Below are 24601 nucleotides of genomic sequence, written 5' to 3'. Positions count from 1 at the left end.
AGCATGGTGACCGACACCGAAAACAAGCCGCGGCGGGCGCGCGTCGAACGTCGCACCCGCGAATCCGACATCGTCATCGAACTCGACCTCGACGGCACCGGCCAGGTCGACATCGACACCGGCGTCCCGTTCTACGACCACATGTTGACCGCGCTGGGCAGTCACGCGAGCTTCGATCTGATGGTGCGCACCAAGGGCGACGTCGAGATCGAAGCGCACCACACTGTCGAAGACACCGCGATCGCGTTGGGGCAGGCGCTCGGGCAGGCACTCGGCGACAAGAAGGGCATCCGCCGGTTCGGCGATTCCTTCATCCCGATGGACGAGACCCTGGCGCATGCCGCAGTGGACGTTTCGGGGCGGCCGTACTGCGTGCACACGGGGGAGCCGGAACATCTGCAACACACCACGATTGCCGGCAACTCGGTGCCCTACTACACCGTGATCAACCGGCACGTTTTCGAGTCGCTGGCCATGAACGCCCGCATCGCTCTACACGTCCGGGTTCTGTACGGCCGCGACCCGCACCACATCACCGAGGCGCAGTACAAGGCCGTCGCCCGTGCGCTGCGCCAGGCTGTCGAACCGGACCCGCGGGTCTCGGGCGTGCCGAGCACCAAAGGTGTTCTGTGACAGGAAAATCGGTTGTGGTTCTGGACTACGGCTCTGGGAATCTGCGCTCGGCCCAGCGTGCTTTGCAACGGGTCGGTGCGGAAGTTGAAGTCACTGCGGATGCTGATGCGGCACTGGCGGCGGACGGACTGGTGGTGCCCGGCGTCGGTGCTTACGAGGCTTGCATGACCGGACTGCGGAAGATCGACGGCGAACGAATCATCGCCGACCGGTTGGCCGCCGGACGCCCGGTGCTCGGTGTCTGCGTCGGCATGCAGATCCTGTTCGCCCGCGGTGTCGAGTTCGGCGTCGAGACAACGGGTTGCGGGCAGTGGGCCGGCTCGGTGACCCGCTTGGATGCCCCGGTGATTCCCCACATGGGTTGGAACGTGGTCAATTCCGCGCCGGGCAGCACGTTGTTCAAAGGCTTGAACGCAGATACCCGGTTCTATTTCGTACACTCATACGCCGCGCAGCGGTGGGAAGGTTCAGCTGAGGCGATGTTGACGTGGGCGACACATCAGGTGCCGTTTTTGGCCGCGGTCGAGGACGGGCCGCTATCCGCTACTCAGTTCCACCCGGAGAAGAGCGGCGACGCCGGTGCGGCCATTCTGAGCAACTGGGTCGAGGGTCTGTAGACATGTCTCTGATTCTGTTACCCGCGGTGGATGTGGTTGAAGGTCGCGCCGTGCGTTTGGTGCAAGGCAAAGCCGGTAGTGAGACCGAGTACGGCTCCGCGTTGGACGCGGCGCTGGGCTGGCAGCGTGACGGCACCGACTGGATTCACCTGGTCGATCTGGACGCAGCGTTCGGCCGCGGATCCAACCGCGAACTGCTCGCCGAGGTGGTGGGCAAACTCGATGTACAGGTCGAACTGTCCGGGGGCATCCGTGACGACGACTCTTTGGCTGCCGCGTTGGCCACCGGCTGCGCCCGGGTCAACCTGGGCACCGCGGCGCTGGAGAACCCGCAATGGTGCGCCCGCGCGATCGCCGAACATGGCGAGAAGGTCGCGGTCGGTCTGGACGTCCAAATTGTCGACGGTCAGCATCGGCTGCGCGGCCGCGGATGGGAGACCGACGGCGGCGATCTCTGGGATGTGCTGAAAAGGCTGAATTCCGAAGGTTGCTCGCGCTACGTCGTCACCGATGTCACCAAGGACGGCACCCTGGGCGGGCCGAACCTCGACCTGCTGACCCAGGTCGCGGAGCGGACCGATGCGCCGGTGATCGCCTCCGGCGGCGTGTCCAGCCTCGACGACCTGCGCGCAATCGCGACACTGACCGGCCACGGCATCGAGGGCGCCATCGTTGGCAAGGCGCTTTACGCCGGCCGATTCACGTTGCCCGAGGCGCTGGCCTCGGTGCGAGAGTAGCTGCGTAATGGATCTTGATGCTTTGGTTGGACAGGCATCGGCCATCCTGAACGACGCGATCGAGCCCTTTCTGTCCGGCCACCGCGCCGCGTCGGCGGTTGCCAAGAAGGGCAACGACTTCGCCACCGAAGTCGATCTCGCTATCGAACGCCAGGTGGTTGACGCGCTGGTCGCGGCCACCGGGATCGAGGTGCACGGCGAGGAATTCGGCGGTGCCGACGTCGAGTCGCCGTGGGTATGGGTGCTGGACCCGATCGACGGAACCTTCAACTACGCCGCCGGGTCGCCGTTGGCCGGGATCCTGTTGGGCTTGCTGCGAGATGGCGAACCGGTGGCGGGACTGACCTGGCTGCCTTTCACCGGCCAGCGATACACCGCGGTTATTGGTGGTCCACTGATGAAAAATGGTGTGCCGCAACCGAAATTAGCGCACTCCGAGCTGGGCGATGCGCTGGTGGCCGCCGGATCATTCAGCGCCGACTCGCGCGGTCGATTTCCAGGGCGATACCGGGTGGCGTTGCTGGAGAACCTCAGCCGGGTGTCGTCGCGATTGCGTATGCATGGATCCACCGGACTCGATCTGGCTTACGTCGCCGATGGAATACTCGGCGGTGCAGTCAGTTTCGGCAGTCATGTGTGGGATCACGCGGCCGGTGTGGTGTTGGTGCGAGCCGCGGGTGGCATCGTCACCGACCTGGCTGGAGAACAGTGGACCCCGTCGTCGCGATCCGCGCTGTCCGCGGCGCCGGGAGTGCACGCCGAAATCTTGGAGATCCTGCGCGACACAGGTGGACCGGAGGACTACTGAAATGCATCACGCCGGTGACGACCTGGCGGTACGGGTGATCCCGTGCCTGGATGTCGACGACGGCCGAGTCGTCAAGGGCGTTAACTTCGAAAACCTCCGGGACGCAGGCGATCCCGTCGAACTGGCGGCCGCCTACGATGCCGAGGGCGCCGACGAGCTGACCTTTCTCGATGTCACTGCGTCCTCGTCGGGGCGTACCACCATGCTCGAAGTGGTGCGCCGCACCGCCGAGCAGGTGTTCATTCCGCTGACGGTGGGTGGCGGCGTACGGACTGTGGCCGATGTCGACACCCTGCTGCGGGCGGGAGCCGACAAGGTGTCGGTCAACACCGCGGCGATCGCACGCCCCGACCTGTTGGCAGAGATGGCAAGGCAATTCGGCTCACAGTGCATCGTGCTGTCCGTCGACGCGCGTACCGTGCCTGCCGGATCGGCACCCACCCCGTCGGGCTGGGAGGTCACCACCCACGGCGGCCGTCGTGGTACCGGCATCGACGCTGTCGAATGGGCGGCGCGTGGTGCCGAGCTGGGAGTGGGGGAGATCCTGCTCAACTCGATGGACTTCGACGGCACCAAGGCCGGATTTGATCTGCCGATGCTGCGCGCGGTCCGGGCCGCGGTGACGGTGCCGGTGATCGCCAGTGGCGGTGCCGGCGCGGTCGAGCACTTCGCGCCGGCAGTGGACGCCGGGGCCGATGCAGTGTTGGCGGCCAGCGTCTTTCACTTCCGGGAGCTGACGATCGGACAGGTGAAGGCCGCCATGGCCGCGGACAACATCACCGTGAGGATCACATGACTCTGGACCCCGATATCGCGGCCCGCCTGAAACGCAACGCCGACGGACTGTTCACCGCCGTCGTGCAGGAACGCGGCAGCGGTGACGTGCTGATGGTCGCCTGGATGGACGACGCCGCACTGGCCCGCACCCTGGAAACCCGTGAAGCCACCTACTTTTCCCGCTCCCGCGGCGAACAGTGGATCAAGGGGGCGACATCCGGTCACACCCAGCGCGTGCATTCGGTGCGACTGGACTGCGACGGCGACACGGTGCTGCTGACGGTCGACCAGGTCGGCGGAGCCTGTCACACCGGCGACCACAGCTGTTTCGACGCCGACGTGCTGTTGGACGCCGACTAAGCCTCCAGGCCGTTCGCGGCAGCCATCGCGGCCCGGGTCCATTCGTGACGATCGACATCCGGTCTGATGCGATCTCGGCGGATCTGCTCGACATCGATGGGTCTGCCCTTAGTGATCGCCGCAGGTACATAGAACGAGAAGGTCGGTCGGTCGGTACCGGTGGCGATGGCGAGCATGGCGTCGTGGTCACTCAAATTGTTGGCGTGGAACGTGTTTTCGACCCACTTCGCCGGTTTGAGGCCGCCGAAGTCAGCGACATACACCACCCACAGATGGGTGCCCCGCAGGTCGAGGAGCCTCCTGAGGGCACGCTCGACCTCGGCATGCTCGAGGGGGCCCAACACCTGCGTGACGTCGGTGACGGGGCTGGTCAACTGCAGCGCCGGCGTCGACAGGGTGGTGCTGGCAGGAGCCGTGGGCTGGGACGTGGTGGTGCCGCTGCCCTGCTGGCTCGCTCGGTTTGGGTGCCCCCCGGAGTGGTTACGGATGACCACCACGCCGAGCACCAACGCCACCGCGACGAGAGCGGCGGCAGCCAGAGACGCGATCAATGTCGTGTGCCCGCCGCCGCGTCCGGGAGGTTGGTGTGCCGGCGGGGCAATCACCTGCGTCGGCATGTTGACGGCCATGGTGGGGCCCGATGTGTATGCGCCCGGCGGGGCGCCCAGGGCGGCCGCGAACTCCGCGCAGGACGCAAAGCGCGCCGCCCGGTCCTTGGCGAGTGCTCTGCCGATGACCCCGTCGAGGTGGACCAGATCCGGTCGATGAGCGCTGAGCAGCGGCGGTGGCATCGAGAGATGCTGGCTGATCACCACCGCCGGGTTGGAATTGTGGAACGGTGCGCCACCGGTCAGCAATTGATACGCGGTGCATCCCAAGGCGTACTGGTCGACCCGCCCGTCGAGGTCGGAACCCTGCAGTTGTTCCGGAGCGCAGTAGGCGGCGGTGCCCATCAGCATGCCCGTTGCGGTCAGCCCGCTGACCTCGTCCTGCTGGCGGGCAATTCCGAAGTCGGCCAGCAGGATCCGTCGTCGTGGGTTGGGGTCGCCCAGCAGGATGTTGGCCGGTTTGACGTCACGATGCAGCAGGCCGCGCGAATGCGCGTAGTCGAGCGCATCGGCCACCGCGGCGATGATCTCGACTACATCGGGCAGCGGCATCCCGGTCGGATATTGGTAGTGCAACAACGCGGCGGCATCGGTTCCCTCGACGTAATCCATGGACAGCCACAGCTGTCCGTGAAATTCACCGCGGTCGTGGATCCCGACGATGTGTTCGTTGTAGAGGCTCCCGGCCAGGTCGGCCTCGCGGTTGAACCGCTGACGGAACTCGAGATTGGAGGTGAGTTCGCTGGGCAGGATCTTCAGGGCGTCGCGCCGCGGCAGCCGGGGATGCTGCGCCAAATAGACCTGGCCCATGCCGCCGGCACCCAGCCGCCGCAAAATCTTGTATCCGGCGAAGAGTTCACCGTCTTGCAGGCCTGTTTGGTCGCCTTCGCCAGCGCTTGTCGGCATGTGAGCATGCTACTGAGGCACCGGACGCGTTTCATCAGGTAGCGGCCCGCAGTCGGCTGCCGGTCCTTCGTGGTCTGATCGAGGTTCGGGTCGCATCGATAAGTGCGCTGGTAGTGTCGAGAACACTGTGAGTTCACCGTCGGATGCAGACCGGTGTGGCGGCGATCCGCTATCACAGTCGCCGCAGTCGATGTCCCGGTATGTGTATTCGGTTGTGGTTGAGCGTGATTCGAACTTCTCGGATCGGCCCGCCGGCTTGCACGCCTTAGTACGGCGTGCCGGCCCACGTTTCTCCGCGATTGCGACAGACGGTCGTCAGTTTGCTGGCCACGTCGAAGGGAGGGGCTGTCGATGCTGAAGCGGCTGTCCTGGACCACGGTGGCTCCGTTGCTCGCGCTGATCTCCCTGGTGGTCACCTGGAGTGCGCAGATCGGGCCGGCGTTGGGTGCGGTCACCGCGGTCCTGCTCGGCGGCGCGGTGCTGGCCGCGGTACACCACGCCGAGGTCGTTGCGCATCGGGTCGGCGAGCCGTTCGGATCGCTGGTGCTGGCCGTCGCGGTGACCGTCATCGAAGTGGCGCTGATCGTCACGCTCATGACATCCGGCGGGGACAAGGCAGCCACATTGGCGCGCGACACCGTCTTCGCTGCGGTCATGATCTCCACGAACGGGATCGCCGGGTTGTCTTTGTTGGTGGGTTCGCGACGCTTCGGCGTGACGCGATTCAACGCCGAGGGCAGCGGCGCCGCGTTGGCCACGCTCACAACGTTGGCGACGTTGGGCCTGGTGCTGCCCACCTTCACCACCAGTCATCCCGGGCCCCAGTTCTCGTCGGGTCAACTCGCTTTCGCCGCGGTCAGTTCATTGGCTCTGTACTTGATGTTCGTCTTCACCCAGACGATTCGGCATCGCGACTTCTTTCTGCCCGTCGTCCAGGACGTCGAAGAGTCAGCCGATTCCACTGACGAGTTGCATGCGGACCCGCCGAGTGTGAAGGCGACGCTGGCCAGCCTCGGATTGCTGCTGGTAGCGCTGGTAGCGGTGGTGGGACTGGCCAAATTGGAATCGCCCATCATCGAGCGCATGGTCGCGGCCGCCGGGTTTCCGCACTCGTTCGTCGGCGTGGTGATCGCCACGCTGGTGCTGCTTCCCGAAACTCTCGCCGCGGCGCGTGCGGCACGACAGGGCCGAATGCAGATCAGCCTCAACCTGGCCTACGGCTCCGCGATGGCCAGCATCGGGCTCACCATCCCGACCATCGCGCTCGCCTCGATTTGGATTCGTGGGCCCCTGATGCTGGGTCTGGGGCCGACCCAACTGGTGCTGTTGCTGCTAACTGTCGTGGTCAGCGTGCTGACCGTGGTCCCCGGCCGGGCCACTCGCCTGCAAGGTGAGGTCCACCTGGTGCTGCTGGCCGCCAGCTTCTTCCTGGCGATCAGCCCGTAGCCGTTGGTTGTCAGCGGTTACGCAATGTCTCCAGCGCCTTGTCGGCATGGGTGTCCATGCTGATCTCGCTGGAGATCACGTTGAGCACCTTGCGATTCGTATCGATCACGAAGGTGGTGCGCTTGACCGGCATCAGCTTGCCGAGTAGGCCGCGCTTGACGCCGAACTGGGTGGCGACCGTGCCGTCGGCGTCCGACAGTAGTGGGTAGTCGAAGTTCTGCGCATCGGCGAACTTGGCTTGCTTCTGCACGGCGTCGGTGCTGATACCGACGCGATTCGCGCCGACGGCGGCGAACTCGGCGGCCAGGTCGCGGAAGTGACAGGCCTCCTTGGTGCAGCCGGGCGTCATCGCCGCCGGATAGAAGAAAAGCACCACAGGCCCACCGGTGAGCAGGTCGCTGAGTTTGCGCGGTGTGCCCGTCTGGTCGGGCAGCTCGAAGTCGGCCACGGTTTCGCCAGTTTTCATGGCGTCAGGCTACGCCGGGTGTTCGTCGGCCCATCTGATTGGATGGTTCGGTGCACGCCAACCTTGCAGCAACGACGACGCGGGAGGATTTCCGCGTGCTGGCGGCAGAGCATCGCGTGGTCCCGGTGACGCGCAAGGTCTTGGCCGACAGTGAGACTCCGCTCTCGGCGTACCGCAAACTTGCCGCCAATCGTCCGGGTACCTTTCTGCTCGAATCGGCCGAGAACGGCCGGTCCTGGTCGCGCTGGTCGTTCATCGGGGCCGGTGCGCCGACGGCATTGACGGTGCGTGACGGACAGGCCGTGTGGCTGGGCACGGCGCCGGCGGACGCACCGACCGGGGGCGACCCTCTCGATGCGCTGCGGGCCACCTTGGAGGTGTTGGCGACGGCCAGCCTTCCGGGGCTCCCGCCGCTGTCCGGCGGAATGGTCGGTTTCTTCGCCTACGACATGGTGCGACGCCTCGAGCGGCTGCCCGTCATCGCGGTGGATGATCTGCAACTGCCGGACATGCTCCTGCTGCTGGCAACCGACGTGGCCGCGGTTGATCACCATGAAGGCACCATCACGCTGATCGCCAACGCGGTGAACTGGAACGGTACCGACGAGCGGGTGGACTGGGCTTACGACGACGCGGTCGCGCGGCTCGACGTGATGACCGCCGCACTCGGCCAGCCGTTGCCGTCGACGGTCTCGACGTTCGCAAAGCCGGAGCCTCGCCTGCGCGCCCAGCGCACCGAGGAGGAGTACGGCGCGATCGTCGAGCACCTGGTGGAGCAGATCGCTGCCGGAGAAGCATTCCAGGTGGTGCCGTCGCAGCGCTTCGAGATGGATACCAGCGTCGACCCGATCGACGTGTATCGCATGCTGCGGGTAACCAACCCAAGCCCCTACATGTACTTGCTGCACATCCCCAATAGCGATGGGGTAGTTGACTTTTCGATTGTCGGATCCAGCCCTGAAGCGCTGGTCACCGTGCACGAGGAGCGGGCGACGACGCATCCGATTGCCGGGACACGGTGGCGTGGACAAACCGACGAAGAAGACATTCTGCTGGAAAAGGATCTGCTGTCCGACGACAAGGAACTCGCAGAGCACCTGATGCTGGTCGATCTCGGCCGCAACGATCTTGGCCGGGTCTGCACCCCGGGCACCGTGCGCGTCGAGGACTACAGCCACATCGAACGCTATAGCCACGTGATGCACCTGGTGTCCACGGTGACCGGACTGCTGGCCGACGGGCAGACCGCGCTGGACGCGGTGACCGCCTGTTTCCCGGCCGGCACGCTGTCGGGGGCGCCGAAGGTGCGGGCGATGGAGCTGATCGAGGAGGTCGAAAAGACTCGCCGCGGTTTGTACGGCGGCGTGGTGGGATACCTCGACTTCGCTGGAAACGCCGATTTTGCGATCGCCATCCGGACCGCGCTGATGCGCAACGGCACCGCATATGTCCAGGCGGGTGGCGGTGTGGTGGCCGACTCGAACGGTCCCTACGAATACAACGAGTCGAAGAACAAGGCGCGCGCGGTGCTGAACGCGATCGCCGCAGCCGAGACTCTGACCGCACCGCACGAGAGCACCAGTGGCTGAAACGGGGCGCCGGGCCAGGCTGACGATCGGGCTCGCGCAGGTGTTGCTGGTGGTGGCCGCCGGCGCGCTGTGGGGGGCGTCGCGGCTCACCTGGGTGGTCATCCGGTCCTTTGACGGACTCGGACCGCCCAAGGACATAGCGGTGTCCGGAGCCTCCTGGTCGACCGCGTTGCTGCCGTTGGCGCTGGTCAATCTGGCTGCCGCGGTCGCGGCGCTGGCGGTGCGCGGCTGGCAGTTGCGGGCGCTGTCGGCGCTGCTTGCGGCAGCGAGTTTTGCCATCGGCTATCTCGGAGTGAGTCTGTGGGCGGTTCCGGACGTGGCGGCGCGGGGCGCCGATCTCGCGCACGTCCAGGTCGCGACGCTGGTCGGCAGTGAGCGCAACTACTGGGGAGCCGGGATCTCGGTCGCGGCTGCGGTGGGCACCGTCATCGCTGCGGCGCTGCTGATGCGCGCGGCATCGGTGTCCGGCGGGACGCGGTCGGGCAGCACCAAGTACCTGGCGCCCGGCGCGCGCCGGTCTATTGCACGCGAGGCCGAAGAAGCCGACCAAAACCACGAATCGGGCACGCAGGACGAGGATCGCGCGCTGTCGGAACGCATGATTTGGGATGCGCTCGATGAAGGGCGCGACCCTACCGATCGGCCGCACGAGTCAGACAGCGAGGGGCGGTGACGGGCCTCGTCCTGAGAGTCGCTACCCTTCTTGCACATCGTCGCAATCTGCTGGCGAGCGTGGGGTGGCCCTGCGACGCAGCGGGTTACAGAGGGAAGGGAAACCGCAGGTATGAGTCCGGCCAACGTGCTTGACTCCATTCTTGAGGGAGTCCGGGCCGACGTTGCCGCGCGCGAAGCCCGCGTGAGTCTTTCTGAGATCAAAGCCGCCGCCGCGGCCGCGCCGAAGCCGCGCGACGTGATGGCCGCCCTTCGCGAGCCCGGCATCGGTGTCATCGCCGAGGTCAAGCGGGCCAGTCCGTCGAAGGGGGCACTGGCACCCATCGCCGATCCGGCCAAGCTCGCCCGGGCCTACGAAGAAGGTGGCGCGCGGATCATCAGCGTGCTCACCGAGGAGCGTCGTTTCCACGGCTCGCTCGACGACCTCGACGCAGTACGTGCCGCAGTGTCCATTCCGGTGTTGCGGAAAGACTTTGTGGTGCAGCCCTATCAGATCCACGAGGCACGCGCCCACGGTGCAGACATGCTGCTGCTCATCGTCGCGGCGCTGGACCAGTCCGCACTGGTCTCGATGCTGGATCGCACCGAATCACTCGGGATGACCGCGCTCGTCGAGGTGCACACCGAGGAAGAGGCCGACCGCGCTTTGCGGGCCGGAGCGAACGTGATCGGCGTCAATGCCCGCGACCTCAAGACGTTGGAGGTCGACCGGGACTGCTTCAGCCGAATCGCTCCCGGACTGCCGAGCAAGGTGTTCCGGATCGCCGAATCCGGCGTTCGGCACACCGGTGACCTGCTGGCATATGCCGGCGCGGGCGCCGACGCCGTGCTGGTCGGCGAAGGTCTGGTCAAGAGCGGTGACCCTCGTGCGGCGGTAGCCGATCTGGTTACCGCGGGCACCCACCCGTCCTGTCCCAAACCGGCTCGCTAGCCGTTGATTGCCGCGTGCGTTTTGAGTCTTGCTGATGGCTGATCTATCCCACCCTGACATGCCGCGGACCAGCGCCGCCGTCGTCGAACGCACCCACCACGACCCCGATCAGGGTGGCCATTTCGGTGTATACGGCGGACGCTACGTTCCCGAGGCACTGATGGCCGTGATCGACGAGGTCACCACCGCCTACGAGAAGGAACGCGTCAACCAGGATTTCCTGGACACTCTCGACAAATTGCAGGCGCACTATGCCGGCCGTCCGTCGCCGTTGTACGAGACGACGCGACTCGGCGCGCACGCCGGTTCGGCACGGATCTTCCTGAAGCGAGAAGACCTGAACCACACCGGTTCTCATAAGATCAACAACGTCCTGGGTCAGGCGTTGCTGGCTCGCAGCATGGGCAAGACCAGGGTGATCGCCGAGACGGGCGCGGGACAGCACGGTGTCGCCACCGCGACTGCCTGCGCGCTGCTCGGCCTGGACTGCATCATCTACATGGGCGCGGTCGACACCGCACGCCAAGCGCTCAACGTGGCGCGGATGCGGTTGCTCGGCGCCGAGGTGGTCTCGGTGGAGACCGGATCGCGGACACTCAAAGACGCCATCAACGAGGCTTTCCGCGACTGGGTCACCAACGCCGACAACACCTACTACTGCTTCGGCACCGCCGCCGGCCCGCACCCGTTCCCGACGATGGTGCGCGATTTCCAGCGGATCATCGGCATGGAAACCCGGGTTCAGATCCAGGCGCAGGCCGGTCGCCTGCCCGACGCCGTGGTGGCGTGCGTGGGTGGCGGATCTAACGCGATCGGCATCTTCCACGCCTTCCTCGATGATCCCGGCGTTCGGTTGGTGGGATACGAGGCCGCCGGCGACGGCGTCGAGACCGGTCGGCATGCAGCGACATTCACCGGTGGTTCGCCGGGGGCCTTCCAGGGATCGTACTCCTACCTGTTGCAGGACGAGGACGGTCAAACCATCGAATCGCACTCAATCTCAGCCGGATTGGATTATCCCGGGGTGGGGCCCGAACACGCTCGACTCAAGGAGACGGGACGGGTTCAATACGATCCCATCACCGATACCGAGGCGATGGACGCGTTCGGGTTGCTGTCCCGACTGGAAGGCATCATCCCGGCCATCGAATCCGCGCACGCGGTGGCCGGCGCTCTGAAGTTGGGCGCCGAATTGGGAAGGGGCGCAGTCATTGTGGTGAACCTGTCGGGTCGCGGCGATAAGGACGTGGAAACCGCCGCGCAGTGGTTCGGCCTGATGGACAAACCTTCTGACGGTTCAGCCGACAACGCGGGCGAATCGGTTCAGTGATGGCGGCGTCGCACACCGCAGCAGGTCGGCTGGGCCCGGTCTTCGATGCGTGTCGCACGGAGAACCGCGCGGCACTGATCGGTTACCTGCCCACCGGCTATCCCGACGTGCCGACCTCACTGCAAGCAATGACCGCACTCGTCGAATCTGGTTGCGACATAATCGAAGTCGGCGTGCCTTATTCCGACCCCGGTATGGACGGTCCCACCATCCAGCAAGCGACCGAGCGCGCACTGAGCGGTGGCGTCCGGGTGCGCGACACGTTGTCCGCGGTCGAGGCAATCAGCAACGCCGGTGGACACGCAGTGGTCATGACCTACTGGAATCCGGTGCTGCGCTACGGAGTTGACGCGTTTGCCCGGGATCTGGCGGCGGCCGGCGGACTGGGTCTGATCACCCCGGACCTGATTCCCGACGAAGCGCAGTCGTGGCTGACGGCATCCGAGGAGTACGGGTTGGATCGCATCTTTCTGGTTGCGCCGTCGTCGACGCCGGAGCGGTTGGCGACGACTGTCGAGGCTTCCCGTGGATTCGTCTACGCGGCGTCCACGATGGGCGTGACGGGCGCACGTGATGCTGTGTCGAACGCCGCACCTGAACTGGTCGGGAGGGTGAAGGCGGTGTGCGACATAGCCGTCGGAGTCGGTCTGGGCGTGCGGTCGGGTGCGCAGGCGGCGCAGATCGGCGGCTACGCCGACGGCGTGATCGTCGGGTCGGCGTTGGTCTCGGCGCTGGGCGAGGGCCTACCCAGCCTGCGTACCCTGACCGAGGAACTCGCTGCCGGCGTGCGCCAGAAGGTGTCCGCATGACCCTGGCCAGTTCCCAGATGTTGCTTGCCTACATTCCCAGCCCGCCGCGCGGAGTCTGGCACCTTGGACCGTTGCCTGTTCGCGCCTACGCGTTCTTCATCATCACGGGCATCATCATCGCGCTGATGATCGGCGACCGGCGCTGGGCGGCCCGCGGCGGCGAGCGGGGCGTGATCTATGACATCGCGCTGTGGATGGTGCCGTTCGGTTTGATCGGCGGTCGCCTCTATCACCTGGCTACCGACTGGCAGACCTATTGGGGTCCCGGTGGCGCCGGTTTCGGCGCTGCCATCCGGATCTGGGATGGTGGCCTGGGCATTTGGGGTGCCGTCGCCCTCGGCGTGGTTGGCGCCTGGATCGGCTGCAAGAAGCACCGAGTTCCGCTGCCCGCCTTCCTCGATGCGGTTGCTCCCGCAGTTGTGTTGGCACAGGCGATCGGTCGGCTCGGCAACTATTTCAATCAAGAGTTGTACGGGCGCGAAACCACGATGCCGTGGGGTCTGGAGATCTTCTATCGTCGGGATCCGGCGGGTTTTATCGACGTGCATTCCCTCGACGGTGTTTCGACGGGCGTGGTGCACTCGGTGGTTCAGCCGACGTTCCTGTACGAATTGCTGTGGAACCTCTTGGTTTTCGGGGCGCTGATCTTCTTGGATCGACGGTTCACGTTTGGGCACGGCCGGCTTTTCGGCGCCTATGTCGCGTTGTACTGCGTCGGGCGATTCGGCGTCGAGTTGTTGCGCGATGACACCGCGACTCATATCGCCGGGATCCGGATCAACACGTTCACTTCGACGTTCGTGTTCATCGGGGCCGTGGTCTACATCATGCTGGCGCCGAAGGGCCGCGAGACGCCGTCGGCGCTGGATGGTCATCTTGAAGGCGACGGGGTGGAAGCCGAGCCCGCAGACGAACCGGCGGCAGAAGCTGAGACCGTCGTTGCAGCGATCCCTGAGGTCAAATCCGGCAAGTCCAAAGCCGGCAAGAAGAGCAAAGCGGGCAAGTCGAAGGTCAAACTGGCCAAGCCCGAGGTTGCCGAGCCCGAGGTTGCCGAGCCGGAGGTTGCCGAGCCAGAGGTAGCCGAGGTTGCGGCGGCCGAGGAGGTCGTTGAGGCCCAGGCCGAGGAGCCCGACGCCGACGCCCTGCCAGCCGCGGTCACGGAGGCCGAGCTCGTCGATTCTGAGATTGCCGAAGCCGAGCCAGAACCGGCGTCCGAAATCACCGAAGCCGAGCAGGAACCGGAAGTCGCCGAGCCGGAGGCTGACCAGACGGACGCTGAGGAAGCCGCGATCGAAGAGCCCGAACTCGCCGCCGAAATCACCAACGACGACGACGAAACGGAAGTCGTCGAGGCAGATGCTGTCGACGCCGCGGCCGAGGAAGCCGAAGCAGAAGAGCCTGAAGTTGCGGCTGAGGCCGAGCCGGTGGAAGAGCAAGCAGAGACCGAAGACGAGGCGGCTGTGGAAGCTGCATCAGAATCCGATGCTGTTGAGCCGGCAGCGGCCGAGGAGGACGACTCGGCCGAGGTTCAGGCTGAGGAACCCGAACTGCAAGATCCTGGCACCGAAGCCGAAGCCGAAGCGGAACCGCCGACCGCCGTCGCAACCAGTCACCCGCTGCTCGGCGGTGTTGCCGAAGAGGCAGCGTCCGAGGAAGCGGAAGTTCCGACTGCCGAGGACGCTGACGAAGCGGGCGAGCCTGCCGCCGCGGCTGACGCTGATCAAATCGAACTGCACGCCCCTACCACTGAAGCCGAGGCTGAAGCGGAGGCGGAACCGCCGACCGCCGTCGCAACTAGTCACCCGCTGCTCGTTGGTGCCGCCCCAGTGTCCGAGGAAGCGGAAGTTCCGACTGCCGAGGACGCCGACGAAGCGGGCGAGCCTGCCGCTGAAGAGGCCGCCGAATCCCAGCTCGACACCGAGGACGACGCTGAGGACGACGCCGAGGCGACTGAACCGGAGCCGTCGGCAGACCCGTCCGCCGAGCAGACCCCGGCCGGCGACGAGGAGAAGGCTTCCTCCAAACCCGAACCCTCGGAGTCTGAAGCTGCAGATCGGCAGCGTTGGAGATTCCGGCTGCGGCGACAACGTTCGTAATGTTGTCCACCGAGCGCAGTTGGAACGCGCCGAATCTGGCATGCTGAACCGATGAGTGACCTGCCGTGGTCTGCAGAGCCTGGCCCTCCGCAGCAGCAACCCGGATACCCACCGCCTCCCGTACCGCCGCCCTACCCGGGGCCCCCGCAATATGGGCCGCCCGCCGGCTATGACCCCTCGGCGCCGTACGGTCGTCACCCCGTCACCGGGCAGCCGTACTCCGACAAGTCGAAGACAGTCGCGGGTCTGTTGCAGCTACTGGGGTTGTTCGGCCTGGTCGGCATCGGCCGCATCTACGCGGGATACATCGGGCTGGGTATCGCGCAGATGCTCATCGGATGGGTGACCTGCGGCGCCGGTGCCGTGATCTGGGGGATCGTCGACGCGGTCCTGATGCTGACCGACAAGGTCAACGATCCGCAGGGCCGCCCATTGCGCGATGGAACCTAGTCCGTCAACCCAGGCGGTTGGGGAGCAGAGCGGCCGGCGTCCTCGCCGTTACGCCGCGATAGGTTCCGGCGCGCTGCTGGCCGGGGCCCTGGGCTACATCGAACTTGCCGATCCGCATAGTCCGACTTCGGTATATCCGCAGTGCCCGTTCAAGTGGCTGACCGGCTGGAACTGCCCGGCCTGCGGTGGTCTGCGGATGACCAACGATCTGCTGCACGGCCACCTGGCGGCGAGCATCAACGACAACATCTTCCTGCTCGTCGGAATCCCGTTGCTTGCGGCGTGGATCCTGGTGCGTCGCCGCCGTCGCCAATCATGGCTGCCGATACCAACCATGGTCACCCTCGCCGTCGTGGCGACAGCGTGGACAGTCGTGCGAAATCTGCAAGGTTTCCCGCTGGTGCCGACGGTTCTCAGCGGCTAGCTGCGGGCTAATTTGCGCGCGTCGCGGATGCGCGATGCCCCGATGACACTCGGCAAGACTATGCTTTGGCGTCGTGACTAGACGCGGAAAGATCGTCTGCACTCTTGGCCCGGCGACGCAAGACGACGACTTGCTCAGGGCGCTGGTAGAAGCCGGTATGGACGTCGCCCGAATGAATTTCAGTCACGGCGACTACAAAGACCACGCGGCTTCCTACAAGCGTGTTCGGGCAGCCTCCGATGCCACCGGGCGCGCCGTCGGCATCCTTTGTGACCTACAAGGTCCGAAGATCCGACTCGGCCGATTCGCCACGGGTTCGACGTACTGGGCTGACGGCGAAACGGTCCGTATCACCGTCGAGGACTGCCAAGGCACCCACGACCGGGTGTCCACCACCTACAAGCGGCTCGCGCAGGACGCCACCGCAGGTGACCGGGTGCTGGTCGATGACGGCAAGGTCGGTCTGCAGGTCGAACGCGTCGAAGGCGACGACGTGATCTGCACGGTCACCGAGGGTGGTCCGGTCAGCAACAACAAGGGCATCTCGCTGCCCGGGATGAACGTGTCCGCCCCCGCTCTGTCGGAAAAGGACATCGAGGATCTGACGTTCGCGCTGGAGCTGGGCGTCGACCTGGTGGCGCTGTCGTTCGTGCGATCCCCGTCTGATGTCGAACTCGTCCATGAAGTGATGGATCGAGTCGGACGCCGGGTGCCGGTGATCGCCAAGCTGGAGAAGCCCGAAGCGATCGACAACCTCGAGGCGATCGTGTTGGCGTTCGACGCGGTCATGGTGGCTCGCGGTGACCTGGGTGTGGAGCTGCCGCTGGAAGAGGTGCCGCTCGTGCAGAAGCGGGCCATCCAGATGGCCCGGGAGAACGCCAAGCCGGTGATCGTGGCGACCCAGATGCTCGACTCGATGATCGAGAACTCGCGGCCGACCCGGGCCGAGGCGTCCGACGTCGCCAACGCCGTTCTGGACGGCGCCGACGCGCTGATGCTGTCCGGCGAAACCTCGGTGGGCAAGTACCCATTGCAGGCGGTCAAGACCATGTCGCGGATCGTGTGTGCGGTGGAGCAGAACTCCACGGCCGCACCGCCGTTGACGCACGTGCCGCGCACCAAGCGGGGCGTGATCTCCTACGCCGCCCGCGACATCGGCGAGCGACTCGACGCCAAGGCCCTGGTCGCGTTCACCCAGTCCGGTGACACCGTGCGGCGACTGGCTCGCCTGCACACGCCGCTGCCGCTGCTCGCCTTCACCGATCTGCCCGAGGTGCGCAGCCAACTGGCCATGACCTGGGGCACCGAGACGTTCATCGTCCCGCACATGAAGACCACCGACGGCATGATCCGTGAGGTCGACAAGTCGCTGCTCGAACTCGGCCGCTACAAGCGGGGTGACCTGGTCGTCATCGTCGCGGGCGCGCCTCCGGGCACCGTGGGCTCGACCAACCTGATCCATGTGCACCGGATCGGCGAGGACGACGTCTAGTTGCCTGACAGCTCTTCTGACTTTCAAGAACTGTTGGCCGTCCTCGATCTCAAGCGCGTCGCCGACGACCGGTTCGTCGGGTCCCATCCCAGCAAGAACCCGATGCGGACGTTCGGCGGTCTGCTCATGGCGCAATCGTTCGTCGCCAGCACCCGCACCCTGACCCGTACCGACCTGCCACCGAGCGCGCTCTCGGTGCATTTCATCAACGGCGGCGACACTTCCAAAGACATCGAATTTCAGGTGGTGGCCCTGCGCGACGAACGTCGCTTCGCCAACCGGCGCGTCGATGCCGTACAGGACGGGGTGCTGCTGTCCACCGCGATGATCTCCTACATGTCGGGCGGGCCCGGCCTGGAGCACGCAATAGATCCGCCACAGGTCGCCGATCCGGAAACGTTGCCGGCGATCGGCGAACTGCTGCGGGGCTACGAGGAGACGGTGCCGCACTTCGTCAACGCGCTGCAACCGGTCGAATGGCGTTACACCAATGACCCGGCCTGGATCATGCGGGACAACGGCGAATCGCTTGCCTACAACCGCGTCTGGCTCAAGGCGATGGGTGCGATACCCGAAGATCCGGCATTGCACACCGCGATCATGTTGTACTCCTCGGACACCACCGTGCTGGACTCGGTGATCACCACCCACGGACTGTCCTGGGGCTTCGACCGCATCTTCGCGGCCTCGGCGAACCACTCCGTGTGGTTTCACCGTCAAGTCAAATTCGATGACTGGGTGCTGTATTCGACGTCGTCGCCGGTGGCCGCCGACTCCAGGGGCCTGGGCTCCGGGCATTTCTTCGACCGCTCCGGGCAGGTCATTGCCACCGTGGTGCAAGAGGGCGTGCTGAAGTACTTTCCCGCCCGCCGCTAGGCGATGTGTAGCTCGTTGCAGGACAGGGATTCCGGCAGGTGGTGGGTAGCCACGATCACGGTCCGACGGGGTGTCCGCGCCGTGTTCAGCAGTTCGCCGTCTGCGGCCAGCAGCCCATGCAGAATCTGATCGGCGTCGGTCGAGTCGAGATGCTCGGTGGGTTCGTCCAGGAGCACGATCCCGGCCGGTGAGAGCACCGACCGCGCGAGCAACAACCGTCTGCGCTGGCCGGCAGAGACCGCCTGCGCGCCATCGACCAACAATGTCGACAGGCCGTCGGGCAGGCCGGCCAGCCATTCGCCCAAGCCGACTGCCGCCAACGCCGCGGTGAGTTCGTCGTCGCCACAATCACCGCGCACGACTAGCAGGTTGTCCCGGACGGTGGTGGCGAAGATATGTGCATCTTCTGCGAAAAATGTTATCGCGCAGCGCAATTGATGCTCATCAAGGTCGGCGACGTCGATGTGGTCCAATGTCACCTGCCCGCGTACCGGAGGTAGCAGGCCTGCCAGCGTCATCAACAACGTGGTCTTCCCGGATCCGCTGGCACCCGTGACGGCTAGCCGGGAACCGGGGGACAGGTCGATCGCGGCGGCGCTCACCGGCCCGCCAGGGTGACCGCAGCACACGTCGGCTGCCAACTGGCCGAGTGAGGGCGTGCAGATGTCGGGCCTGGGCTGGCAGGGGATCGGGGCCGCAGCCAGATCCAGTAGCCGGCTCGCCGCGATACGCGATCGGGTCAACTGAACGGCGGCCGCCGGCAGGGCGGTGGTCGCCTCGAACGCCGACAGCGGCAACAACATCAGCACCGCCAGGGTCGTCGGCGCGACCGAGCCGGCCAGGCCGATTGCGGCCACCGCAGCGCCGAGCACGCTGATGCCGATGGCTGCGGTCGGCAGCGCTTCGGCGAACGCGGCCGGCCGCGCTGCGGCGTCCTGCGCGTCGCCCCAGGCCCGTTGCTGCCGTTGCGATTCGGCGATCACCGCCGGCAGAGCACCCGCCACCCGCAATTCCGGCGCGTGTTCGAGCGCAAGCATCGCTGAGGTGTCCCGCTCGGAATGATGCTGGCGCGCAACCGCTTCCCGCTTCGCCGCGGCACGGCCTGCCAACCATGGCGCGAGCACTCCGGCGATCGCAAGGCAGACCGCGAGTACCACCGCGGCAGGCAGCGAGATCAGCCCGACCACCACGACGGCCGCCGGCCCCAGCACCGCAGCCACGCCGATCGGCACGAGCGCCCGAACCAGCACGTCTGCCAACGTGTCGACATCGGCGCCGATGCGAGCTACCAGTTCGCCGCTGGGCAACCGGATTGCGCCGGCGGCCGGTCCGTCAGCCAACCGGTGATAGATCGCCGCTCGCGCCGTGCCGGCGGCCCGCAAGGCGGTGTCGTGGGTGGCGAGCCGTTCGCAATAGCGCAGTACGCCACGCGAGATCGCGAAGGTCCGCACCGCGACGACCGCGACGGACAAATCGAGTACCGGCGGCATCTGTGCTGCCCGGGTGATCAGCCAGGCCGACACCCCGGCGAGTGCCAGGGCGCTGGCCAGGGAAAGCGCCCCGAGTGCCACCGCGCCCAGCAGGCGGGAGAGGCGGGGCCGCAGCAGCTCAACCGCCACAAGTAGGGAATCAGACCGGGGCATGCTGAGCCTTGTCGGAGGCTTCCACTTCGACGACCCGGTCGCCGATTGCTACGACTCGCTCCCGATGCCCGACCACCAGCACGGTCGCGCCGGCGACTGCCCGCGCGACGATGGCCTGCAACACCCGGTCCTCGGTGTGGGCGTCCAGGTGCGCAGTCGGTTCGTCGAGCAGCAATACGGGAGCCGTCGACCCGAGCGCGCGGGCCAAACCCAGCCGTTGGCGTTGCCCGAGCGACAATCCGACGCCGCCGCGACCGAGCACGGTGTCCAACCCATCCGGAAGCTCGGCCAACACGGCGTCGAATCCGGCTGCCACACAGGCGCTCTCAACGTCGTCTAGGGCGCCGAACAGAGCCAGATTGTCCCGGACGGTCCCTGGAATCAGCACCGGACGTTGCGGCAACCAGGACAGCTGATGCCACCACGAATCGGGCTTCAGGTCGCCGATATCGACGCCGGCCACGGTGACGCGACCGGACGACGGCACCGTGAGCCCGGCGATGACCTGCAGCGTGCTGCTCTTGCCTGCCCCGTTCCGGCCGGTCAGCACCGTGACCCGGCCCGGTTCGATGACCGCGGTCAGGTTGTCGGGTGCGCGGCCTGTCCTGCTCACGACACTCAGGTTCTCCAGCCGGATCGCTGCGCCGCGTGCGACCACCGTCGCGCTGCCGGGCGTCTTCGTCACTTCGGCTTCGCCGATCAGCGCGAAAGCCTGTTCGGCCGCCGCCCGGCCGTCCTGGGCGGCATGGAACTCCGCCCCGATGCGGCGCAGCGGCCAGTACACGTCCGGCGCCAGCAGCAGGACTGTCAATCCGGCGGTCAGCGTCATCTCACCGAACACCAAGCGCAGACCGATGCTCACCGCGACGAGGGCCACACCCAGGGTGGCCAGCAGTTCGAGCACCAGTGCGGACAGAAAGGCGACCCGCAGCGTTGCCATTGCCGAGCGACGATGTGCCGAAGCAAGTTCGGCGATGCGATGCTCCGGACCGGAAGCCCGGCCGAGCGCACGCAACGTCGGTATGCCGGCGATTAGATCCAGCAATCGCGCTTGCAGAGTGGTCATGGCGCCCAGGGCGGCGGCCGATCGTTCGGCCGTGGCCATGCCGATCAGCACCATGAAGACCGGTATCAGCGGCAGTGTGATCACCACGATCACCGTCGACCTGAGGTCGTAGTAGGCGATCACCACAACGGTGGCCGGGGTCAGAATCGCGGCGAGTAGCAGGTTGGGCAGATAGCCGGTGAAATAGGGGCGCAAGCCATCCAGTCCGCGGGTAACCACCACCGCGGCGGAATCGCGCTGCGCGGCCAGCGTGCGGGGCTGCCGGGCCGTCACCGCCGTCAGCACTCGACCCGTCAGCTCGGCGATCACCACGCTGGCCCCTCGCTGCCCCAGGCGCGCCTGCAGCCAGTGAGTCACCGTGCGAACAGCCCACAGCGCCAACACAATCGACAGCAGTCCGATCCAGCCACGTAGCCCTCGCGCCGAGGGATCGCTCACCACCCGCGCCACGATGCTCGCCAAGACGATCGCCGAACCGATCGCACACCCGGAGATCACCACTCCGCAGGCGACCGCGGCCACCAGGTAGTGGCGCAACGCGGCCGAAGCGCGCCACAACCGTGGGTCCAGCGGTGCGCGGGATCTCTTTCCAGTCAGGACGGGCGCCTCGTCAGACCGATCGACGGCGGTATCCCGTCAGCCGAGATCCGTTGCCGGAAAACCCAATAAGTCCACCCCTGATAGATCACCGTCAACGGCGTCATGATCGCCGTCACCCACGTCATGATCTTGAGGGTGTAAGGAGTCGACGACGCGTTGTAGATCGTCAGGTCCCACCGAATGTTCAGCGTTGAGGGCACCAGGTCGGGGAACAGCGCGCCGAACAGCAGCACCACGACGCTCGCCACCACCAGAAGCGTGCAGAAGAACGCCCATCCATCGGAGATGCGCCGCCACACCAGCAGCACTGCGGTCAACTGCGCGACGACAGCTACCCCCAGCACCGCCCACGTCCAATCCTTGCCATAGGCCAGTTGCGTCCAAACGCCGAATCCCGCAACCAATCCCGTCGCCGGCAGGGCTAACCACAGCGCGAACCGGTGGGCATCGTCGCGGACCGCGCCCGCGGTCTTCAACGCCACGAACACCGCGCCGTAAAACAGGAACAACCCGGCGGTGGCCAGACCGCCCAGCAAGGTGTACGGGTTGAGCACGTCGCCGATCGAGAGGTTCACCTGACCGTCGGCATCGACTGGAAGTCCGCGCACGAGGATAGCGAACGCTACGCCCCACAGCACCGCGGGTAGCCACGACCCGGCCGCGATGCCGAGGTCGGCCCAGCCCCGCCACTTCGGGTCGTTGACCTTGCCGCGCCACTCGATCGCGACTACCCGCACGATCATCCCGAACAGGATCGCCAACAGCGGCAGGTAGAGCGTGGAAAATACCGTGGCATACCAACCGGGGAAGGCCGCGAACATGGCCGCGCCGGCGGTGATCAGCCATACCTCGTTGCCGTCCCACACCGGGCCGATGGTGTTGAGCGCTGCGCGTCGGTGGGCTTCCCGGTCGCCTTTGCTCACCCGCGCGAACGGCTCCATCAGCATGCCGACGCCGAAGTCGAAGCCCTCGAGAATGAAGAAGCCGAGGAACAACGCCGCGATGATGCCGAACCACAGTTCTTGCAGTTTCATCCGTCAGCTCCTTTCGGGACCCTAGTAAGCGAACGACAGGAGTTTCACTTCGTCGTTGTCCGCCTCTTCGTCAGTCTTCGGAGTCGCGGCCGGTTCGGCGTCGTGTTCCAGCGGCCCTTCCACGATGTAGCGCTTGAGCAGCCAGAACCAGACGACTGCGAGTGCTGCGTAGAGCAGCGTGAAAATGGCCAGCGAGGTGATGACCATGGCTGGTGCGTGGTGGGAGACACCGGCCGATACGGTCAGGTGAACGTTCTGGTCGCCGGTCGGATTCGGGACGACAAGCCATGGCTGGCGGCCCATTTCGGTGAACACCCAGCCGGCGCTGTTGGCCAGGAACGGCGTCGGGATGGTGAGGAGTGCGAACCAGGCGAACCAGCGCTGCTTGGGTATGCGCCCGCCGCGGGTCATCCATAGCGCAACCAACGCGAACAGCACCGGTACCGCAAGCAGGCCGATCATCATCCGGAACGACCAGTAGGTGACAAACAGGTTCGGCCGGTAGTCGTTCGGTCCGAATCGCTGTTCGTAGTTCTGCTGGATGTCGCGTACGCCCTGCAGCGTGACGCCGTCGAACTTGCCCTCGGCCAGGAACGGCAATACGTACGGCACTTCGATCACGCGGGTGACCGCATCGCAGTTGTTGTGCCGGCCGACGGTGAGGATGGAGAAGTCCGGGTCGGTCTGCGTGTCGCACAACGATTCCGCCGACGCCATCTTCATGGGCTGCTGCTGAAACATCAGCTTGCCTTGATGGTCCCCGCTGAAAAACAACCCGGCGGTCGCGAGGAACACCACCCAGCAGCCGAGGACGGTTGCGGGGCGATACATTGCACGGGTACCCGGGTCGACTGTGCTGGTCTGCGAGCGGACCAGCCACCACGCGCTGACGGCGGCCACGAATGTCCCCGCGACCAGCAGGGCACCGGTGATGGTGTGGCCGAAGGCCGTCACCCCGGTGTTGTTGGTGAGCAACGCCATGATGTCGTTCAGTTCGGCGCGATGGGTTTGCGGGTTGTAGTGCACGCCCACCGGGTGCTGCATGAACGAGTTCGCCGTGATGATGAAGAACGCCGACACATTGACTGCGATCGCGACGATCCAGATGCACGCCAGGTGCACCAGCTTCGGGAGCCGCTTCCAGCCGAAGATCCACAACCCAAGGAAGGTGGATTCGAAGAAGAAGGCCATCAGGCCTTCCATAGCCAGCGGGGCGCCGAAGACGTCCCCGACGAACTTCGAGTATTCACTCCAGTTCATCCCGAACTGGAATTCCTGGACGATGCCGGTCGCGACGCCGATGGCGAAGTTGATCAGGAACAACTTGCCGAAGAACTTCGTCAATCGGTACCACGCGACGTTGTCGGTGAACACCCATGCCGTCTGCATAATCGCGAGCAGTGGAGCCAGGCCGATCGTGAGCGGCACGAAAATGAAGTGGTAGACGGTGGTGATACCGAACTGCCACCGCGATATGTCGACGACGTTCATCTGTCATCTCCCGGGGCCGCGGGGATAATCAATCAACTACGACACAGTGTAGTAGTTGGGTGGTGGCTATGTCACTGGTAAGCCAGCGGCAATTCTTGGGTTTACCGAAGTGCTTGCAATGCCTTGCGGATGCCGAACGCGGACGCGATCTCGAACACGCCGATGATCACGAGCCAGATTCCGACCACAAATGCCAGCGTGAGGATGGACTCGAACGGAGAAGCCATCACCACGATGCCGGCGAGCAGACTGATGGCGCCGATGAAAATCTGCCATCCGCGCCCCGGGAGGTGTGGGTCGCTGACGGCCGAAACCGTGGTCGCGACGCCGCGGAAGATGAACCCGACCCCGATCCAGATGGCCAGCAACAACACGGCGTTGCCGAAGTGCCGAAACGCCAGCACAGCCAGGATCAGCGATGCCGCTCCGCTGATGAACAGCAGGATGCGACTGCCCGCCGACGCGTGCAGCGAGAACGCGAAGACGACCTGTGCGGCTCCGGTGAGCAGCAGGTATGCGCCGAAGGCGATGGCGGCCACAAGGACTGAGACTTGCGGCCAAGCGATCATCGCGATGCCCAGAGCGAGCGACAGGACTCCCGACACGAGAGTCGACTTCCAGAGATGCGGCAACAAACTCGGGGGTGGCAGCGGAGCGGGACTCGTTGCTGAGCTTGGTGCTGGTCCTTTTTCCATGTCACCAGTGTGACGCATGTGGTGGATCCGGGATAGGGCCTTTTG

24 protein-coding genes are annotated in these 24601 nt (G+C 65.7%); 17 read left to right on the top strand and 7 right to left on the bottom strand.

All coding sequences use genetic code 11. The features are described from left to right. Positions 1 to 6: 6 nt before the first annotated feature. The 6 genes from hisB to hisI are packed head-to-tail and all read left to right on the top strand — an operon-like array spanning position 7 to position 3932. Positions 7 to 633, top strand: coding sequence for an imidazoleglycerol-phosphate dehydratase HisB (gene hisB, locus ACZY1I_RS28630; protein WP_463760572.1), 627 nt, complete (start codon positions 7 to 9; stop codon positions 631 to 633). Then, positions 630 to 1250: an imidazole glycerol phosphate synthase subunit HisH gene (gene hisH, locus ACZY1I_RS28625; protein ID WP_463760570.1), complete on the top strand. Its 621-nt coding sequence runs from the start codon at positions 630 to 632 to the stop codon at positions 1248 to 1250. The genes hisB and hisH overlap by 4 nt, the downstream gene beginning before the upstream one ends. A 2-nt stretch (positions 1251 to 1252) precedes the next feature. Next, complete coding sequence (gene priA / locus ACZY1I_RS28620) at positions 1253 to 1987, top strand: bifunctional 1-(5-phosphoribosyl)-5-((5-phosphoribosylamino)methylideneamino)imidazole-4-carboxamide isomerase/phosphoribosylanthranilate isomerase PriA (protein WP_463760568.1); 735 nt, start codon at positions 1253 to 1255, stop codon at positions 1985 to 1987. A 7-nt stretch (positions 1988 to 1994) separates the two neighbouring features. Further along, positions 1995 to 2795, top strand: coding sequence for an inositol monophosphatase family protein (locus tag ACZY1I_RS28615; RefSeq protein WP_463760566.1), 801 nt, complete (start codon positions 1995 to 1997; stop codon positions 2793 to 2795). Position 2796: 1 nt separating this feature from the next. After that, entirely contained in the window at positions 2797 to 3591 is a 795-nt protein-coding gene (hisF, locus tag ACZY1I_RS28610) for an imidazole glycerol phosphate synthase subunit HisF (RefSeq protein WP_463760562.1), read from the top strand. Further along, the gene (gene hisI / locus ACZY1I_RS28605) at positions 3588 to 3932 is read left to right on the top strand and encodes a phosphoribosyl-AMP cyclohydrolase (protein WP_463760559.1); all 345 of its coding nucleotides are present in this window, start codon (positions 3588 to 3590) and stop codon (positions 3930 to 3932) included. Before hisF ends, hisI begins: the two co-directional genes overlap by 4 nt. Here the strand turns inward: hisI and ACZY1I_RS28600 are convergent. Then, positions 3929 to 5446, bottom strand: a complete 1518-nt coding sequence (locus ACZY1I_RS28600) for a protein kinase domain-containing protein (protein ID WP_463760557.1) — start codon at positions 5444 to 5446, stop codon at positions 3929 to 3931. The genes hisI and ACZY1I_RS28600 overlap by 4 nt on opposite strands. A gap of 351 nt (positions 5447 to 5797) precedes the next feature. Here ACZY1I_RS28600 and ACZY1I_RS28595 point away from each other — a divergent pair, with 351 nt between their 5' ends. After that, the gene (locus ACZY1I_RS28595; RefSeq protein WP_463760555.1) at positions 5798 to 6892 is read left to right on the top strand and encodes a calcium:cation antiporter; all 1095 of its coding nucleotides are present in this window, start codon (positions 5798 to 5800) and stop codon (positions 6890 to 6892) included. Positions 6893 to 6902: 10 nt separating this feature from the next. Here ACZY1I_RS28595 and ACZY1I_RS28590 read toward each other — a convergent pair whose 3' ends face one another. Continuing rightward, on the bottom strand, positions 6903 to 7358 hold the full coding sequence (locus tag ACZY1I_RS28590) for a peroxiredoxin (protein WP_463760552.1): 456 nt from the start codon (positions 7356 to 7358) through the stop codon (positions 6903 to 6905). 50 nt (positions 7359 to 7408) lie between these two features. Between ACZY1I_RS28590 and ACZY1I_RS28585 the strand changes: the two genes are divergently transcribed. The 10 genes from ACZY1I_RS28585 to ACZY1I_RS28540 all read left to right on the top strand — a co-directional run bounded on the left by ACZY1I_RS28585 (position 7409) and on the right by ACZY1I_RS28540 (position 18027). Next, entirely contained in the window at positions 7409 to 8947 is a 1539-nt protein-coding gene (locus ACZY1I_RS28585; protein ID WP_463760550.1) for an anthranilate synthase component I, read from the top strand. Next, complete coding sequence (locus ACZY1I_RS28580) at positions 8940 to 9620, top strand: TIGR02234 family membrane protein (protein WP_463760549.1); 681 nt, start codon at positions 8940 to 8942, stop codon at positions 9618 to 9620. The genes ACZY1I_RS28585 and ACZY1I_RS28580 overlap by 8 nt, the downstream gene beginning before the upstream one ends. Before the next feature lie 111 nt (positions 9621 to 9731). Continuing rightward, positions 9732 to 10550, top strand: a complete 819-nt coding sequence (gene trpC, locus ACZY1I_RS28575; protein WP_463760547.1) for an indole-3-glycerol phosphate synthase TrpC — start codon at positions 9732 to 9734, stop codon at positions 10548 to 10550. A gap of 34 nt (positions 10551 to 10584) precedes the next feature. Next, entirely contained in the window at positions 10585 to 11880 is a 1296-nt protein-coding gene (gene trpB / locus ACZY1I_RS28570; protein ID WP_463760543.1) for a tryptophan synthase subunit beta, read from the top strand. Then, complete coding sequence (trpA, locus tag ACZY1I_RS28565) at positions 11880 to 12689, top strand: tryptophan synthase subunit alpha (protein WP_463760540.1); 810 nt, start codon at positions 11880 to 11882, stop codon at positions 12687 to 12689. The genes trpB and trpA overlap by 1 nt, the downstream gene beginning before the upstream one ends. Continuing rightward, positions 12686 to 14785 (top strand): prolipoprotein diacylglyceryl transferase, encoded by a 2100-nt coding sequence (locus ACZY1I_RS28560; protein ID WP_463760536.1) that lies wholly within the window; start codon positions 12686 to 12688, stop codon positions 14783 to 14785. Before trpA ends, ACZY1I_RS28560 begins: the two co-directional genes overlap by 4 nt. Before the next feature lie 51 nt (positions 14786 to 14836). Further along, complete coding sequence (locus ACZY1I_RS28555; RefSeq protein ID WP_463760533.1) at positions 14837 to 15235, top strand: NINE protein; 399 nt, start codon at positions 14837 to 14839, stop codon at positions 15233 to 15235. Further along, a complete protein-coding gene (locus ACZY1I_RS28550) occupies positions 15225 to 15659 on the top strand; it encodes a DUF2752 domain-containing protein (RefSeq protein WP_463760531.1) in 435 nt (144 codons plus the stop codon). The genes ACZY1I_RS28555 and ACZY1I_RS28550 overlap by 11 nt, the downstream gene beginning before the upstream one ends. Before the next feature lie 73 nt (positions 15660 to 15732). Then, positions 15733 to 17151 (top strand): pyruvate kinase, encoded by a 1419-nt coding sequence (gene pyk, locus ACZY1I_RS28545; RefSeq protein WP_463760526.1) that lies wholly within the window; start codon positions 15733 to 15735, stop codon positions 17149 to 17151. Beyond that, the gene (locus ACZY1I_RS28540; RefSeq protein ID WP_463760523.1) at positions 17152 to 18027 is read left to right on the top strand and encodes an acyl-CoA thioesterase domain-containing protein; all 876 of its coding nucleotides are present in this window, start codon (positions 17152 to 17154) and stop codon (positions 18025 to 18027) included. Here ACZY1I_RS28540 and cydC read toward each other — a convergent pair. The 5 genes from cydC to ACZY1I_RS28515 form a co-directional block, all read right to left on the bottom strand. After that, positions 18024 to 19670: a thiol reductant ABC exporter subunit CydC gene (cydC, locus tag ACZY1I_RS28535; RefSeq protein WP_463760521.1), complete on the bottom strand. Its 1647-nt coding sequence runs from the start codon at positions 19668 to 19670 to the stop codon at positions 18024 to 18026. The two genes, ACZY1I_RS28540 and cydC, sit on opposite strands and share 4 nt — an antisense overlap. After that, positions 19657 to 21273 (bottom strand): thiol reductant ABC exporter subunit CydD, encoded by a 1617-nt coding sequence (cydD, locus tag ACZY1I_RS28530; protein WP_463760760.1) that lies wholly within the window; start codon positions 21271 to 21273, stop codon positions 19657 to 19659. Before cydD ends, cydC begins: the two co-directional genes overlap by 14 nt. Before the next feature lie 56 nt (positions 21274 to 21329). Further along, a complete protein-coding gene (gene cydB, locus ACZY1I_RS28525; protein ID WP_463760518.1) occupies positions 21330 to 22370 on the bottom strand; it encodes a cytochrome d ubiquinol oxidase subunit II in 1041 nt (346 codons plus the stop codon). Between the two features lie 21 nt (positions 22371 to 22391). Next, a complete protein-coding gene (locus tag ACZY1I_RS28520; protein WP_463760514.1) occupies positions 22392 to 23861 on the bottom strand; it encodes a cytochrome ubiquinol oxidase subunit I in 1470 nt (489 codons plus the stop codon). Positions 23862 to 23962: 101 nt separating this feature from the next. After that, positions 23963 to 24574 (bottom strand): HdeD family acid-resistance protein, encoded by a 612-nt coding sequence (locus ACZY1I_RS28515; protein WP_463760512.1) that lies wholly within the window; start codon positions 24572 to 24574, stop codon positions 23963 to 23965. Positions 24575 to 24601 lie beyond the last annotated feature (27 nt).

Source organism: Mycobacterium sp. IDUB_37, assembly GCF_055419245.1.
Note: the sequence above shows the minus strand (reverse complement) of the source record. Positions and strands in the feature narration are given on the sequence as shown.